Annotated in this window: 16 protein-coding genes; 10 read left to right on the forward strand and 6 right to left on the reverse strand. The window is 68.3% G+C overall.

Translation table 11 applies throughout. The annotated features are described in order from the left end of the window. Window positions 1-48: 48 nt before the first annotated feature. Both PW843_25280 and PW843_25285 read right to left on the reverse strand, forming a co-directional pair. Window positions 49-606: a cysteine hydrolase family protein gene (locus PW843_25280; protein MDE1149877.1), complete on the reverse strand. Its 558-nt coding sequence runs from the start codon at window positions 604-606 to the stop codon at window positions 49-51. A gap of 222 nt (window positions 607-828) precedes the next feature. After that, a complete protein-coding gene (locus PW843_25285; protein ID MDE1149878.1) occupies window positions 829-2,265 on the reverse strand; it encodes a PLP-dependent aminotransferase family protein in 1,437 nt (478 codons plus the stop codon). Window positions 2,266-2,445: 180 nt separating this feature from the next. Here PW843_25285 and PW843_25290 point away from each other — a divergent pair, with 180 nt between their 5' ends. Both PW843_25290 and PW843_25295 read left to right on the forward strand, forming a co-directional pair. After that, window positions 2,446-2,676, forward strand: a complete 231-nt coding sequence (locus PW843_25290) for a hypothetical protein (protein ID MDE1149879.1) — start codon at window positions 2,446-2,448, stop codon at window positions 2,674-2,676. After that, window positions 2,606-2,899 carry a carboxymuconolactone decarboxylase family protein gene (locus PW843_25295; GenBank protein MDE1149880.1) on the forward strand — a complete coding sequence of 98 codons (294 nt, stop codon included), beginning with the start codon at window positions 2,606-2,608 and terminating at the stop codon, window positions 2,897-2,899. Before PW843_25290 ends, PW843_25295 begins: the two co-directional genes overlap by 71 nt. Window positions 2,900-3,037: 138 nt before the next feature. On the opposite strand, the gene PW843_25300 is transcribed toward PW843_25295, so the two are convergent. After that, a complete protein-coding gene (locus PW843_25300; GenBank protein MDE1149881.1) occupies window positions 3,038-3,985 on the reverse strand; it encodes an ABC transporter substrate-binding protein in 948 nt (315 codons plus the stop codon). A 208-nt stretch (window positions 3,986-4,193) separates the two neighbouring features. Between PW843_25300 and PW843_25305 the strand changes: the two genes are divergently transcribed. Beyond that, complete coding sequence (locus tag PW843_25305) at window positions 4,194-4,985, forward strand: class II aldolase/adducin family protein (GenBank protein ID MDE1149882.1); 792 nt, start codon at window positions 4,194-4,196, stop codon at window positions 4,983-4,985. On the opposite strand, the gene PW843_25310 is transcribed toward PW843_25305, so the two are convergent. After that, the gene (locus PW843_25310; GenBank protein MDE1149883.1) at window positions 4,982-5,566 is read right to left on the reverse strand and encodes a glutathione S-transferase N-terminal domain-containing protein; all 585 of its coding nucleotides are present in this window, start codon (window positions 5,564-5,566) and stop codon (window positions 4,982-4,984) included. The genes PW843_25305 and PW843_25310 overlap by 4 nt on opposite strands. Before the next feature lie 188 nt (window positions 5,567-5,754). Between PW843_25310 and PW843_25315 the strand changes: the two genes are divergently transcribed. Further along, a complete protein-coding gene (locus PW843_25315; protein ID MDE1149884.1) occupies window positions 5,755-6,078 on the forward strand; it encodes a helix-turn-helix domain-containing protein in 324 nt (107 codons plus the stop codon). 96 nt (window positions 6,079-6,174) lie between these two features. After that, window positions 6,175-6,465: a hypothetical protein gene (locus PW843_25320; protein ID MDE1149885.1), complete on the forward strand. Its 291-nt coding sequence runs from the start codon at window positions 6,175-6,177 to the stop codon at window positions 6,463-6,465. Window positions 6,466-6,477: 12 nt separating this feature from the next. Here the strand turns inward: PW843_25320 and PW843_25325 are convergent, their stop codons facing one another. Then, window positions 6,478-7,131, reverse strand: a complete 654-nt coding sequence (locus PW843_25325) for a TIGR02466 family protein (protein MDE1149886.1) — start codon at window positions 7,129-7,131, stop codon at window positions 6,478-6,480. A gap of 36 nt (window positions 7,132-7,167) precedes the next feature. Continuing rightward, window positions 7,168-8,040: a LysR substrate-binding domain-containing protein gene (locus tag PW843_25330; protein MDE1149887.1), complete on the reverse strand. Its 873-nt coding sequence runs from the start codon at window positions 8,038-8,040 to the stop codon at window positions 7,168-7,170. A 363-nt stretch (window positions 8,041-8,403) separates the two neighbouring features. Here PW843_25330 and PW843_25335 point away from each other — a divergent pair, with 363 nt between their 5' ends. The 5 genes from PW843_25335 (at window position 8,404) to PW843_25355 (ending at window position 15,421) form a co-directional block, all read left to right on the forward strand. Beyond that, the gene (locus PW843_25335) at window positions 8,404-10,893 is read left to right on the forward strand and encodes a TonB-dependent receptor (protein MDE1149888.1); all 2,490 of its coding nucleotides are present in this window, start codon (window positions 8,404-8,406) and stop codon (window positions 10,891-10,893) included. 180 nt (window positions 10,894-11,073) lie between these two features. After that, window positions 11,074-11,967 (forward strand): TauD/TfdA family dioxygenase, encoded by an 894-nt coding sequence (locus tag PW843_25340; GenBank protein MDE1149889.1) that lies wholly within the window; start codon window positions 11,074-11,076, stop codon window positions 11,965-11,967. After that, window positions 11,954-12,898, forward strand: a complete 945-nt coding sequence (locus PW843_25345; protein MDE1149890.1) for an ABC transporter substrate-binding protein — start codon at window positions 11,954-11,956, stop codon at window positions 12,896-12,898. The genes PW843_25340 and PW843_25345 overlap by 14 nt, the downstream gene beginning before the upstream one ends. 25 nt (window positions 12,899-12,923) lie before the next feature. Next, entirely contained in the window at window positions 12,924-13,808 is an 885-nt protein-coding gene (locus PW843_25350) for an NADPH-dependent oxidoreductase (protein MDE1149891.1), read from the forward strand. A 14-nt stretch (window positions 13,809-13,822) separates the two neighbouring features. Continuing rightward, on the forward strand, window positions 13,823-15,421 hold the full coding sequence (locus tag PW843_25355) for an FAD-binding protein (GenBank protein MDE1149892.1): 1,599 nt from the start codon (window positions 13,823-13,825) through the stop codon (window positions 15,419-15,421). Window positions 15,422-15,428 lie beyond the last annotated feature (7 nt).

Genomic DNA, 15,428 nt, shown 5'->3' on the forward strand with positions numbered 1-15,428 from the left:
GGCCTTTGTTCGCATTTTATGGATATTTTGGGGAAGGGCCCGCCCGCCTCAAAAACCGATGGCGCCGGTCGGCAGCACCTGGGCGAAGGGGCCGGCCAGGGTCTGGTTGTGGTGGCGGATGATGGCGGCGGCGGACAGGGCCGGCGTATCCACCGTGGTGTGGGCATCAGCGGCCAGCACGGCCTCGAACCCTAAGTCGCGGGCCGCCCGGCACGACGCGTCCACGCAATATTCCGTCTTCATGCCGGCCAGCACCAGGCGCCCCACCCCATGGTCGCGCAGCAACGCGGCCAAATCGGTGCCGGCGAACACGCTGGGCCGCGTCTTGCGCAGCACCACGTCGCCCGAACAGGGCGCCAGTTCCTCCACCAATTGCCAGTCGGCGGCACCGGGGGCGGCGGGCGACCCGGCGGGGCCGTCATGCTGGACCAGCACCACCAGGCCGCCGGCGGCCCGGGCGCGGAACGCCAGATCCCGGATGCGAGAGACGACGACCGCCCCGCCGTGCGCCGGCGTGGACCCATGCACCAGGCCAACCTGCATGTCGATGACCAGCAGGGCGGCCCGTGAAGGCGATGACGGGGATCTGGAAGGATTGCTGCTCATGGGATGTCTCCGTTCGATCAGGGGGAACGGAGGGGCATCCACAGTGTCCTCCCCCGTCCCGAAGGGCGGGGGATGCGGAACGACCTGGCCTTTACGCCGGCAAGCCCATTCCACACGCCCCGCCGGTGGCGGTCGTGGTGGTCTGGGTAGTGGTTTTGGCAACCACGGCAGTGAGGAACAGGGCGTTCATGGGGCGCAGGATGGGCAGGACCGGGCGCGCCGTCAAGCCCGCGATGGCGGGGCGGATGAATTGCCGGCCACCAGATGGACCAGGCGGTCGCAGTCGGCCGCCAGCCGGCGCTCATTCAGGTTGGTGACGCCCAGCAGCAGGCCATGCGCCACCTCCGTCCCGTACCAGGGCGACAGCGGCACTGGCGCCATGCCGTAGGCCAGGGCCTGCACCGCCACGGCCTGGTCGTCCGTGCCCGGCGGCAGGTCGACCACCAGCGACAGGCCGGCGGTAGCCCGTACCGCCAGCCGGCCGCGCAGCGCCTGGGCCAGCGCGGCCCGGCGGGCGGCGTAAAGGCGCTTCATGCGGCGCAGATGGCGCAAATAATGCCCATCGCGCAGGAAGGCGGCGACGGCGCGCTGCACCGGCGCAGCCGGGGCGGGCGCCAGGCAGGCGGCCACGTCGCCGAAATGGCCGGCCAGCGCCGGCGGCACCACCAGGAAACCCAGGCGCAAGGCGGGGCTCAGGGTCTTGCTGAAGGTGCCGGCGTGCAGCACCCGGCCGTCGCCGCCGGCGGCATGGTCCACCGCCGCCAGGGCCGGGGCCGCCCGCCCGGCCAGTTGCAGCTCGCTCAGGTAATCATCCTCCAGCACCCAGGCGCCGGTCCGCCGCGCCCAGTCCAGCAGGGCGACACGGCGCGGCAGCGACAGGGCCACGCCCAAGGGCGCCTGCTGCCCCGGCGTCACCACCGCCAGCGCGGCATCGGGGGCCGCCCTGATGCCGGCGGCGACATCGATCCCCTGCCCGTCCACCGGCACAGGGGCCGGCATCATGCCGGCGAAGGTCAGCGCCAGACGCGTCAAGGGGAAGCCCGGTTCCTCCATCCACGCCGCCTTGCCCTCCAGCCGCAGGGCGCGGATGACCAGGCCGATGGTGGCGCTGAATCCGGACGTCACCAGCACCTGGGCCGGGGCGCAGCGGATGCCGCGCGCGATGGCGAGATATGCGGCGATCTCCGCCCGCAACTCGGCATGACCACGCGGGTCGGGATACCCCACCGGCGCCGCCGCGGCGACCCGCGCGCCCTGCGTCAGAACCCGGGACCACAGGGTAAAGGGAAAGGCGTCCTGCGCCGGCACGCCCATCTGGAAGGCCAGGGGCGGCACCTCGAAATCAGGGAAGAAGGCCGGCAACGGCCCGGTCTCGGACGTCGGCGCCAATACCGGGGCTTCGGCCACGGGCCAGCGCGCCACGCGGGTGCCCGCCGCCCCCATGCCCACGGCCAACTGCTCATCAACCAGCCGTTCATAGGCCACGCGCACAGTGCCGCGCGCGACACCCAGCTGTGCCGCCAGGTCGCGCCACGACGGCAGGCGGGCACCGGCGGCCAAACGCCCGTCCAGGATGGCCCGGCGCAGGGTGGCGTGGATCTGGGCCGCCAGCGGCGTGCCGGCGGCCCGGTCGACATGGAAGGAAAGGTCGGCGTCCATGGGCATCATGGTACAGCATTTTTGATCATTCTTGGGTCTATTCGCTGACCCATGGGTGGCGCATCCTCTGGTCATCAAACATGGCGGCCGGCCGAAATCGTTGCCCCGGACGCAGCGTCCCCACACCCGGCCACCGTCAACGTTACGATGTTCCACCCCTGACCCGAAGGAACCCCGATCATGAGCCTACGTCTCGACTACGCCGCCGCCGCCCCCGCCGGCATGAAGGCCCTGGGCGGCGTCTATGGCTACATCAGCCAGTGCGGCCTGCCGGCCCAATTGGTTGACCTGGTCTATCTGCGCACCTCGCAGATCAACGGCTGCGCCTTATTGCATCGACATGCATTCCCGCGACCTGCTGAAGGGCGGGCTGACCGTGGAAAAGCTGGTGCTGGTGTCCGTCTGGCATGAGGCGGGCGCGCTGTTCACGGAAAAGGAACAGGCCGCCCTGCGCTGGGCCGAAACCGTGACCCGCGTGGCCGACACCGCCGTGCCGGACGCGGAATTCCAGGCCGCCCGCGCCCACTTCACCGACAAGGAACTGTCGGATCTCACCATCGCCATCGGTTTGATGAACGCCTACAACCGCCTGGCCATCAGCTTCCGCGCCGTGCCGGCGGCGGCGAAGGTCTGAGCCCCCAGCGGCATGAGTTGATGCTCATGCCGCTGTAGCCCCCGACTGGGGGCGCCGGAGATTTTAGGGCGCTGACGCTGCCCTTGAATCGAGGACAAGGCAAGCGGCCGGATGGCCGCGCCCGCCATCTGTGGGCGTCTATAAACTTACTTCGAACGCCGGCCGGACGTCGACACCGTCGCCGCCCAGGCCGGCCTGGGCGAACAGGTCGACGATGCCCTGCTGCGCCGTGATGACATCGTCGGCGATGGGCACGGGGCGGAAGTTGGTGCGGCGGATCATCAGGGCCGCCGCGTCCTTGGGCACGCCGGTTTGCTCGGCGAAGACGGCGACGTAACTGTCGGGCTGGGCCGCCGTGAATTCCCGCGCCCGGTTGATGCGGCCGACGAAGTCGCGCACCAGGTCGCGGCGCTGGTCCAGGGCGGCCGGCGTCGCCAGCAGGTAGGACAGGCCGGGCATGCGCCCCTCCGAATCCACCAGCACACGCAGGCCGTCATGCAACTGGCCCAGGGCGGTATAGGGGTCCCAGGTGGACCAAGCGTCCACGCTGCCGGCGATCAGGGCGGCCTTGGCATCGTTGGGCGTCAGGAAGACGATGTTGGCCTTGTCCGCCACGCCGGCTTCCGCCAAGGCGCGCAGCACCAGGAAATGGCCGATGGACCCCTTGCTGGTGGCAACCTGCCGGCCGGCCAGGTCGGCGATACCCTGGACCGGGCCGTCGGGCTTCACCAGCACGGCGGTGCCGTGCCCGCTGGAGCGGTAGGCCGCCACCGCCTTGATGCGCGCCTTGCCGGCCAGGCCGAAGCCGAAGGGCGCGTCGCCCACGGGGCCCAGATCCACCGCCTCGGCGTTCAGCGCCTCGATCACCGGGGCGGCGTTGGCGAACTGCGCCCATTCGATGCGATAGGACAAACCGGCCTTGTCATCGGGAAAGGAGCTGAGCAGCGCCTGCAACCCGCCGCGCTGGTCGCCGACGCGCAGCACGGCCTCGGCCGGGGCCTTCTTGCCGCAGGCGGCCAGCAGGGCCATGCCCGCCCCCGCCCCGATCATCCCGCGCCGCGTCAGCCCACCGCCTGCAACAACCATCGCCGCCTCACGTCCCATTCATTCAAGGGCGCCCATCCTAACCAGCCGCCGGGGCGGGGAACGTTTAGTTATCTTCAACACGGCCTTGAGCATCGTTAATACATTCCGCGCCCAATATTCCCTTTAATTACCTTCAATTGACGCGCGCGCTCCGCCAGGGGAATCCTGACATCCGCATAATGTTCGCGCAGTGAAGGAGTGATCAATCATGGCCGACGGGTCCTATCTCGGCATCCAGTCCCTGAAGGGGCGCGTCAGTGAAGAGGAATGGCAGGTCCGGGTGGAATTGGCGGCGCTGTACCGCCTGGTGGCGCTGTTCGGCTGGACCGACCTGATCTACACCCACATCTCCGCCCGCGTGCCGGGCCCGGATGAACATTTCCTGATCAATCCCTTCGGCCTCTATTTCGATGAGATCACGGCCAGCAGCCTGGTGAAGGTCGATCTGGACGGCAAGATCCTGCAAGCGCCAGTGTGGGAGGATACCGAATACGGCATCAACCCGGCGGGATTCACCATCCATTCCGCCATCCACGGCGCCCGGCACGACGCCCGGTTCGTCATCCACCTGCACACCGCCGACGGCATCGCCGTGTCGTCACACAAGGAAGGCCTGCTGCCCCTGAACCAGCATTCGCTGACCGTCATCCCTCGCCTGGCCTATCACGACTATGAAGGCATCGCCCTGAACCTGGATGAGCGGGAGCGGCTGGTGGCCGATCTGGGCGACAAAAGCCTGCTGCTGCTGCGCAACCACGGCACCCTGGCCTTGGGGCCGACCGCCGCCCACGCCTTCCTGGGCATCCATTCCCTGGAGCGGTCGGCCACCCTGCAGGTCCGCACCCTCAGCGCCGGGCGCGACGGCATCCTGCTGGCGCCGGAGCATGCGCAGGAAGAGGTGCGCCAGCAGGTGGCCAATCACCGCCCCGACCATGCCAAGCTGCCCTGGGCCGGCCTGCTGCGCCGCCTGGCCCGGGAATCGCCGGGGTACGACGCTTAAGTGAGCCCCTCCTCGGCCAGCGCCCGCGCGACCGACGGCACGTGCTTCAGTTGGGCGGCGTAAGTCCGCAATTCTTCCGGCACATCGATCTCGTGCCGGGCCGCCCACAGCAGCATCACGAACAGATAGGCGTCGGCGATCGTCATCCGGTCGCCGACCAGGAACGGCCCGCCACCCAGCTCGTCCGCCAAGGTGGCGAAGTGCCGGAGCAGCAACGCCCGTGACCTGTCCTTCTCCGCGTCAGGCGCCTTTTTCCAGAACGGCTTGAAATTGCCGTGGACCTCCGTCGCCATGAAGGACAGGGCCTCCAGCACCTTCCAGCGGCCGAAGCCCTCGCGGGGCAGCAGGATGCCGGCCTGATCGGCGATGTAAGTGAGGATGGCCAGGGATTCGGCCAATACCGCGCCATCATCCAGTTCCAGCGCCGGGATGAATCCCTTGGGATTGATCGCCCGGAAATCGCGCCCGTCGCTGGTCCGCTTTTCCATGTCGATGGTCACCAGCCGGTAGGACATGCCCGCCTCGGCAAGGGCGATATGGGAGGCGAGGCTGCACGCACCGGGAAAATAAAACAGGTTCATGGGAAGTCCCCTACTGGCCGACCGCTCGGGACGGCCGAAGCCGGCCTGAGGTGGTCTATAAAGTTGACCAGCACCAAATAGGTGACTATAGGCTGGACCCACAAGAACGCATATTTTTGGGACCAGGTCATATGGATGTGCCCACGTCAGCCGAGGTTCCCCCCGATGCGCCCAGGGATTGCCGGGGAGTGAGCGAGGTGCTCAACCGTGTCGGTGACAAATGGACGGTGCAGGTGGTGGTGGCGCTGCGTGAGCAGCCGCGGCGCTTCAACGACATCAAGCGCCAGGTGGCCGGCATCTCCCAGCAGATGCTGACCCGCACGCTCAAGACCTTGGAGCGTGACGGCATGGTGTCGCGCACGGTCTGCCCCACCACGCCGCCACAGGTGGAATACGCGCTGACGGCGCTGGGACAGTCCCTGGCCGTGCCGGTGCGCCAGTTGGCGGAATGGGCCCGCGCCAACCTCGCGGCCATCCATGACAATCGCGTGCGGTACGATTCAGGGGAATAGTCCCGACCCGAAGCATCATGGCCTGACAGAAGACGCCAGTTTGACGCCTTCAATTTCCAGCCTTACAATGTCAGGATAGTATTTGAGGACAGCCGCATGGCACCCGCCAAGACCACATTGGAAGTAGACGTGGGCAAGCTGAACGAAGCGGCCGTACAGGCCGGGTTCCAGCAGGGGCGGTGCGTGCGTGTGTCCATCGAATACGTGGATGCAGGCGATGCGCGCAAGGTGACGGCCCGCCGTCTACGCCCCGCGCTGGACAAGCTTCCCATTCCAGCAGAGACGTCCGGCATGACCGACGCGGAGATTATCGAATACGCCGTTCGCCTGACGGATGAGGCGCGGGGCGCGCACCGCAAGCGGCAGAACGATACCCATTCCTGCTGACCCTATCGCCCATCACCGCCAGGCGTAATTGAAGCTGAGGGAGATGCGTTCCTCATCCGCGCGGTTCAGCGCCACCTCGTGCCGCAGCCAGCTTTCCCACATCAGCAGGGTGCCGGCCTGGGGTATCAGGGCGATGGTGGGCTGTAGCGACCGGTCGGCCTTGGCCTTGCGCGGCGGGGCCGCCATCATCAGGGCCAGGCGCGGATCCTCGAACTTCAGGACCGAAGCGCCGGCCGGCACCTGGACATAGTAGGTGCCGCTGATCACGCTGTTGGGATGGATGTGCGATCCGTGGAAGCCGCCCGGATCCAGCACGTTGATCCACAGGGAATCCAGTTCCAGCTTGCGGCCGCCCAGGTCCCATTCCTGCACCTTGGCGAAGGCCTTGGCGTGGCGGTCCAACTGGGTCTTCAGGCCCTTCAGCACGGGGAAGCGCCAGATCAGGTCGTCCAGCGAGGCGTAACTGGTATAGCCGGTGTAGCCATGCTTGTCCGACCAGCGCCGGCCGGCACCGTCGTCCTCCGCCGCACTGACACAGCAGGCGGCGATTTCCTCATTCGCGGGCATCAGATCGGTCAGTTCGGCCCGGTAGATGCGGGTGGCGAACAGGGTTTCGATCTGGGTCGTGGCGGCACCCTGGGCCGCATTAGGGGGCGTGTCGGTCATGCCCCGGGCTTTAACCCGGGGCGAGGGGAACGTCAATCACGCCGCGTCCGCCTGGGGCTCTTCCTCTTCCCCCTCCTCCTGGTCCGCCACGGCCTGGCGCACCAGGTCGATCAGGCTGGCGATGGATTCCGTCGGGTTGGGACGATGGGCCAGGATGACACTGACCGGCGCCAAGGGTGGCAGCACATCGGCCGGCAGGGGCGGCAGCGGGTCGAAGGCCATGGCGCGGCAGGTCAGGCCCAGGCCGGCCCGCACGGCGGCCCGCAGGCTGGACAGGTTGGGGGTTTCCACCACGATGCGGTAGGGCCGGCCGATGCGATCCAGGGCGCTGATCGCCGCCTCGCGGAAGCGGCAGGGCGTTTCCAGCACCACCAGCGGCAGCACGTCGGCCGCCAGCAGTTCCGGATTGCCCATCCAGCGCACCGCCGCCGTCAGCACCCCGTTGGGGTCGCCGGCCGGGCCGAAGCCCGCCACCACGTCCAGTTTGTCGGTGGTCAACTGGTCCAGCAGTTCCGCCGTGCCGGCGATGCGGGCGTGCAACTGCGCCTTGGGATGGATCTGGGCATAGCTGGCCAGCACGCCGGTCAGCAGCGTGTCGGTCATGTCCTGCACCATGCCCACGCGCACAGGTCCGGCGAAGGCCCCGGCGGTGACGGCACTGACCGCCTGTTCATTCATGTCCAGGATCTTGCGCGCGAAACCCAACAGGGTCACGCCGGCCGGCGCCAGGGTCAGGCGGCGACCTTCACGCAGGAACAGCTGGGTCTGCAGCAAATCCTCCAGCCGCTTGATCTGCAGGCTGAGGGCCGACTGGGTCAGGAAGATGCGCTCCGTCGCCTTTTGCAAGGTGCCGGCATCCACGATGGCGACAAAGGTGCGCAGCAACTCGGTGGGCAGATTGGGGGGCACGGGGATCGTCCTCCGCTGTCCTGAGGTTTCTCGTTAGCCATATTTACACACGCGGGTGATGCCTGCGGCAACCTGACTCTGCAACATATCGATGTACAATATATCGCATAGCTCATTATTTAGCAGTTAAATTTTGTGTTTTTAATTCAAGGCGTGGGCTGGATTGCCATTTCGCCCTGCATCCGAAGCCATAAGCCGGATGCGCCAAAATTCGGCCATCTCATAAGTTACTCAAGGATAAGTCAATTTACGGCCCATCCCACCGTCCTGTCTAAAAACCCGGCCACATCATTCCACAGCAAAGAAGCCCGGTCCGGGAAACAGGCGGATGCCGCCCCGAAAGATTGGGACGAAGGGATTTACATGCGCGCCACGTTCATTCACCGCCGGCACCGGGCCCTGCTGCTGGCGACCGCCCTGGTCCTGCCGATGGCGGCCCAGGCCGCCGACCAGCCGGCACCCGTCACCGACGCCGCGGCCCCCGATACCGCCCCGGTGGATGAGTTGGTGGTGACCGGCCTGCGCGGTGGCGAACGCAAGGCCGCCATCGACAGCCCCAGCCCGATCGATGTGGTGGGGGCGGACCAGCTGGCGGCCACCGGCAAGGTCGGCCTGAAGGAACTGCTGAACGAGCTGGTGCCGTCCTTCAACCTGCCCGGCGTCAACGGCGGCGGCACGTCGTGGACCGTGCGTTCCACCACCATGCGCGGCCTGAACGGCGACCAGGTGCTGGTCCTGGTCAATGGCAAGCGCCGGCACAACACCGCCCTGATCAACAACCTGGCACGCATCGCCAATGGCGGCGTGCCGGTGGATCTGGACCTGATCCCTGTCGCCTCCATCGACCATATCGAGGTGCTGCGCGATGGGGCCGCCGCCCAGTACGGGTCGGACGCCATCGCCGGCGTCATCAACGTCATCCTGAAGGAGGGTGGCGACAGCGGATCGGTGGAAAGCAGCCTGGGCCAGAACTACGGCGGCGACGGCTTCACCAAGCACGTGGCCGCGGACTATGGCTTCGACCTGCCGCAACAGGGTTTCGTCAACCTGGCCGCCGACTACAAGGACAATCAGTCGGCCAGCCGCGCCGCGCCCACCAGCGTCGCCCGGCTGTACAACCCCCTGGCCAACGGCCAGCCCGACCCGCGTGAGGCCACGGCCGACCGCACCTTCTACGGCGGCGGCTACGGCCCGGGACAGGAAACCATCTACAGCGGGTCGTACAACGCCGAACTGCCGGTGGGCGACGACGTCACGCTGTATTCCTTTTCCACCGTCTCAAAGCGGCGGTCGCGCAAGAACACCGGCAGCTTCCTGCCCAACAACATCAACTCCCTGCCGGAGATCTACCCCGACGGCTTCAACGCCCTGCGCCGCATCTACGAGACCGACTTCCAGGCCACGGTGGGCGGCCGTGGCACCATCGGCCCCTGGGCCTGGGACCTCAGCACCACCTACGGCCGCGACGACGCCAAGCTGGACGGCGAGAACACGCTGAACGCCACGCTGGGCCCCGACAGCCCAACCTACTTCCACCTGGCCGACCAGATCTTCGACCAGGTGACCACCGACCTGGATGTCAGCCGTCCCCTGGATGTGGGCCTCTCCGCCCCCGTCACCCTGGCCTGGGGCCTGGAACACCGGTACGAGCGGTATGAGATCGACCCCGGCGACCCCGCCAGCTACGCCATCGGCAACTACGTCATCCCCACGGGATATTACGCCGGCCAGCATCCGCAGCCGGGCCTGGCCTCCTACAGCGGCACCTCGCCGGCCGACAGCGGCGCCATCGCCCGCAACAACGGGGCGGCGTATATCGACCTGTCCACCAACCTGACCCCCGCCTGGTCGGTGGATGCCGCCGGCCGGGTGGAACATTACAGCGGCGACGTGGGCGACACCGCCAGCGGCAAGCTGGCCACGCGGTATGAGATCGCCCCCGGCTACGCCCTGCGCGGCACGGTCAGCAACGGCTTCCGCGCGCCCTCGCTGGCGCAGAGCATCTTCGCATCCTCCACCTTCACCGGCACGGTGGACGCGGCCGGCAACTACATCACCCTGCCGGTCAAGGTGCTGCCCGCCACCTCGGGCGAGGCCAAGGCCCTGGGCGCCACGCCGCTGACGCCGGAGAAATCCACCAACTACAGCGTGGGGTTCACGGCTGAACCGGTGCACGGCCTGGAATTCACATTGGACGCCTATCGCATCGACATCACCGACCGCATCGTGGAAACCGGATTGCTGACCGGGACGGCGGTGTCGTCCGTGCTGCAGGCCGCCGGCTTCGCGCCCGGCCTGTCGGCGCAGTATTACACCAACGCCGCCGATACCCGGACGGACGGCATGGATGCCGTCGCCCATTATTTGGTGGATTTGGACCAGGCCGGCGACCTGCGCCTGGGCGCGGCCTATAGCTGGAACCGCACCTACATCACCAGCTTGAAACCCACGCCGACCCAGCTGTCATCCCTGGGCTACGCCCTGTTCGACCGGCAGAAACAGGCCGATCTGACCGACGGCACGCCACGCGGCAAGGCCATCTTCTCCGCCGACTGGCACTGGGACCGCCTGCATGTCGGCACGCGCCTGACCCGCTATGGCAGCTATACCGAGGCCGGCACCGTGGCCGCCAACGACCGCACCTACAGCGCCAAGTGGATCACCGACCTGGACGTCGGCGTGGACGTGACAGACCGCGTCAGCCTCAGCGTCGGCGCCAACAACCTGTTCGACGTCTATCCCGACACCATCGGCATCGTCGACGCCAAGACCGGCCTGAACAAGTACGGCCTATTCTCCCCCTTCGGCATCACCGGCGGCTATTACTACACCCGCGTGGGCGTGAAGTTCTGACGTCCGAACTTGTGAGCCCCAATGCATGCGCCGGGCAAAAGTCATTCAGCATTATTTCTAAAATTTTTGGTTGAACACCCCGCGCTATACTTCCAGCCGGCCAGCCTTTCATCCCACCCCTTGGTGCCCACGGCAGCCCCTTGTCCCGTGAACGCCCTTCCCTTGGCCTGGAGACATGACATGAGCGTGATCAGCCTGAAGCAGACCGTGACCAACAGCCAGGACGGCGCGTTGGCCATCCGCCCGCTGCAACCCACCATCGGGGCGGAAATCAGCGGCGTGGATTTGAGCCAACCCCTGGACGATGCCGCGCGCGACGCCATCAGGGCCGCCGTGCTGCGGCACAAGGTGGTGTTCTTCCGCGACCAGGACATCACCCGCGACCAGCAGCTGGTGTTCGCCCGGCGCTTCGGCCCCATCTACACCCACCCCACCACCGCCGGGGTGGATGGCCATCCCCAGATCCACGGGATCACGGCGGCCGAGTTCGCCAAGCATGAACAGGCCAAGCGCGAGGCGGCGGCCAAGGCCGGCCGGGTCGACACCACGCATGAGGAGAAGTTCCACACCGATACCAGCTGGCGCCTGGTGCCGGCCTGGGGGGCCGTGCTGCGCGGCGTGACCATACCCGAGGTTGGCGGCGACACCATCTGGGTGGATGCGGAGGCCGCGTACAACGGCCTGCCCGAGGACGTGAAGCGCCGGCTGGATGGCCTGCACGTCACCCACGACTTCCGCGACGCCCTGAACAAGGTGGGGAAGGACTATCCCATCGTGGCCCACCCGGTGGCCCGCCGCCATCCGGAGACGGGCGCCACCATCCTGTGGGTCAACTACTCGCAAAAGCCGCAGATACTGGGCCTGGAACTGGCGGAAAGCCGCGAACTGCTGGCCATCATCCTGAACCAGTACAAGCGCCCGGAATACCAGGTGCGGTTCCAGTGGCGGCCAAATTCCGTCGCCTTCTGGGACAACCGCGCCGCCGTGCATTACGCCGTGCGCAACTACGGCGACTTCCCCCGCGTGGTGGAACGCGTGCTGATCGCCGACCAGGCCCACCATGCGGACCTTTAAACGCCTGGCAGCACTCGCCGCCGCCGCCCTGTCCTTATGGGTCGGCGGCGCACATGCCGCCGACCTGGCGCCTTTGCGCGTGGGCGACCAGCGGGGTGCCGTCCAGGTGCTGCTGAAGGCCGCCGGCGAGCTTGAGAACGTGCCCTATCGCATCGAATGGGCCCTGTTTCCGGTGGGGGCGCCGCTGGTTGAGGCCTTGAACGCCGACGCCATCGACTTCGGCTATGTCGGCGACGCCACCACCACCTTCGCCCTGGCGGCCGGCGCCCGGCTGAAGACCATCAACGTCTGGGAGTTCGGCCAAGGGGGCAGCGCCATCGTGGTGCCGGAGGCCGCCCCTTACCGCATCGCCGCCGATTTGCGGGGCCACCGCATCGGCCTGGTGCGGGGGTCGCCGGGGCACCTGCTGGTGGTGGCGGCCTTGAAGCAGGCGGGCGTGCCGCTATCCGATGTCACGCTGGTCTATCTGTCGGCGGCCGATGCCAAGGCGGCGCTGGGCAGCGGGTCCATCGACGCCTGGGCCATCTGGGACCCGTACGTCGCCGCCGCCCAGTTGCAGGACCACATGCGCATCCTGGTGAACGGTAAGGGCGTGGTGAGCGAGGTTGAGTGTGGTGTCGCCAGCGATGGCGTCATCGCCGCCAAGCGGACCCAGCTGGTTGACTTCATCGGCCGCGTCCGCCGCGCCTATCAATGGGCGGAAACCCACAGACAAGAACAGGCGGAGGCCTACGCCCGCGACACCGGCACCCCCATCGAGGTGGCGACCCTGACCTTCAGCCGCCATGAGGTGGCGGTGCTGCCCGCCGTGACCGACGCCGCCATCGCCACCCACCAGGCCGTGGCCGATCTGTATTTCGAGGCGGGTGTCATCCCCCGCCGGGTGGAGGTCGCCCAGACCTACGACCGCAGCTTCACGCTCAGCCCCTGATACCCAGCCCTGAAGGAGATGACCCATGACGCTCGCCGCCATCGTCCCCGCCTTCCGCCCTCGGGTGGAAACCCAATCGCACCCGGCGGCAAGCCTGCTGGCCCGCCGTTATGCCGCCGACCTGCCGCTGGATGCCGACGAACTGGGCCCCGACCAGTGGAATGAGGTGCTGACCGGCCTGCTGTCGCACAAGTCGGTGCGGGCCTATCGCCCCGATCCGCTGCCCGAGGGCACGCTGGAGACCCTGGTGGCGGCGGCACAATCGGCCCCCACCTCCAGCAACTTGCAGGCCTGGAGCGTGGTGGCGGTCACCGACCCGGCGCGCAAGGCCAGGTTCGCCGCCCTATCGCAGAACCAGGCGCACATCGAACAGGCGCCCCTGTTCCTGATCTGGCTGGCCGACCTGTCGCGCCTGGACGCGCTGGGCAAGGCCCGGGCGGGCGAGGCGGAGGGGTTGGACTATCTGGAAACCCTGATCGTCGGCGTGACCGACGCCACCATGGCGGCGCAAAACGCGGTGGTGGCGGCGGAATCGCTGGGCCTGGGCACCGTCTACATCGGCGCCCTGCGCAACCGGACGGAGGAAGTGGTGGCGGAACTGAACCTGCCGCCCAAGGTGCTGCCCCTGTTCGGCCTGTGCGTGGGTTATCCCGACCCGGCCAAGGCGACGGGGGTCAAGCCGCGCCTGCCGCAGGGCGTGGTGCTGCACCATGACCGCTATGGCACGCAGGACCAATGGCCGGCCATCACCGCCTATGACGGCCATGTCCGCGCCTTTTACACGGCGCAAGGCATCACCGCCCCGGACTGGAGCGACACGGTGGTCAATCGGGTGCGCGGGCCCGCCGCCCTGACCGGCCGCCATCGCCTGCGCCAGATCCTGGTGGATCTGGGCTTCCCCTTGCGCTGAAAGACCGGACGTCGATGTCGCTTCAACTGGAAACCGACGTGCTGATCATCGGCGGCGGCCTGGCCGGGTGCTGGGCCGCCATCGCCGCCGCGCAGGCGGGTGCCGATACCATCCTGGCCGACAAGGGCTATTGCGGCACCAGTGGCGTCACCGCCACCGCCGGGCCCAACCACTGGTGGGTGCCGCCCGACCCGGAGAAGCGGGCCCAGGCGGTGAGCGAGCGCAACAATCGCGCCCTGGGCCTGGCCGATCCGCGCTGGATGGCGCGCATCATCGACACCACCTGGCGCACCCTGCCCACCCTGGCCGATTATTATCAGCATTCCATCACCACCGATGGCGTGCCGCACTACCAGTCGCTGCGCGGGCCGGAATACCTGCGGGCCCTGCGCCGTTATGCCGAGGCGGCGGGCGTGCGCATCCTGGACCATAGCCCCGCCCTGGAACTGCTGCTGCACGCCGACGGATCGGTGGCGGGTGCCCGGGGCCTGCGCCGCCAGGTGAACCCGCCGGCGGGCCAGGACTGGACCGTGCGCGCCGGCGGGGTGGTGCTGGCCACCGGCGGCTGCGCCTTCCTGTCCAAGCTGCTGGGCAGCCGCAACAACACCGGCGACGGTCATCTGATGGCGGCGGAGGCCGGCGCCCGGCTGTCGGGCATGGAGTTTTCCACATACCACACGGTGGCGGAGCGGCACTCCACCCAGACCCGCTCCGCCTCCTACGCCTTCGCCGACTATTTCGATGCCGACGGACGGCAGATCGACACCGGGCCGGATACGGATGTGACCTTGCCCTTGGCCCGCGCCCTGCTGGCCGGGCCGGTCTACGCCACGCTGGCGCGCATGCCGCCGGACCTGCGGGCGATCTTGCCTCAGATCCAGCCGGCCATCCTGCTGCCCTTCCAACGCCAGGGCATCGACCCCTTCACCCAGCGCTTCGCCATCACCCTGCATGGCGAGGGCACGGTGCGAGGCACCGGCGGCCTGCGTCTGGCCGACGACGATTGCCAGACCGACGTGCCCGGCCTCTACGCCGCCGGCGACGCGGCCACCCGCGAACTGATCGCCGGCGCCGTCTCGGGCGGCGGGGCGCAGAATTCAGCCTGGGCGCTGTCGTCCGGCACCTGGTCCGGCCATGCCGCCGCCAGCACGGCTCGCATCCAGGGCCGCCGCGCGGGTGAGGCGGCCGACGCCATCGGTGGTGCCGGCATCCGCCCCAGGACGGCCGGCGGCGACGGCGCCGCCCTCACCCACCACCTGACCCAAGGCGTACAGGCCGAAATGCTGCCCTATGACAAGATCCTGTTCCGCCGCGCGCCCGTTCTGACCCGCTCGCTCGACACGCTGGACGCCCTGTGGCGCGAGGCGCGCGACCGGCTGACCCCCGGTACCGACGTCACCACCCGGGTGCGGGCGCGCGAGGCCGCCGCCCTGGTGGCCTGCGCCCGCTGGACTACCGCCACGGCCCTGGCCCGCGGCGAAAGCCGGGGCCTGCACCGGCGGGAGGACGCGCCGGCCCTGGACGCCACGCTCAGCCACCGCCTGTTGTCCGGCGGCCTGGACCGGACCTGGGTCGCCGCCGACGCGGGTCTGGCCCAGGCCGCTGTGGCCTGAGGGGAAC

Source organism: Azospirillaceae bacterium (assembly GCA_028283825.1).
Classification (GTDB): domain Bacteria; phylum Pseudomonadota; class Alphaproteobacteria; order Azospirillales; family Azospirillaceae; genus Nitrospirillum.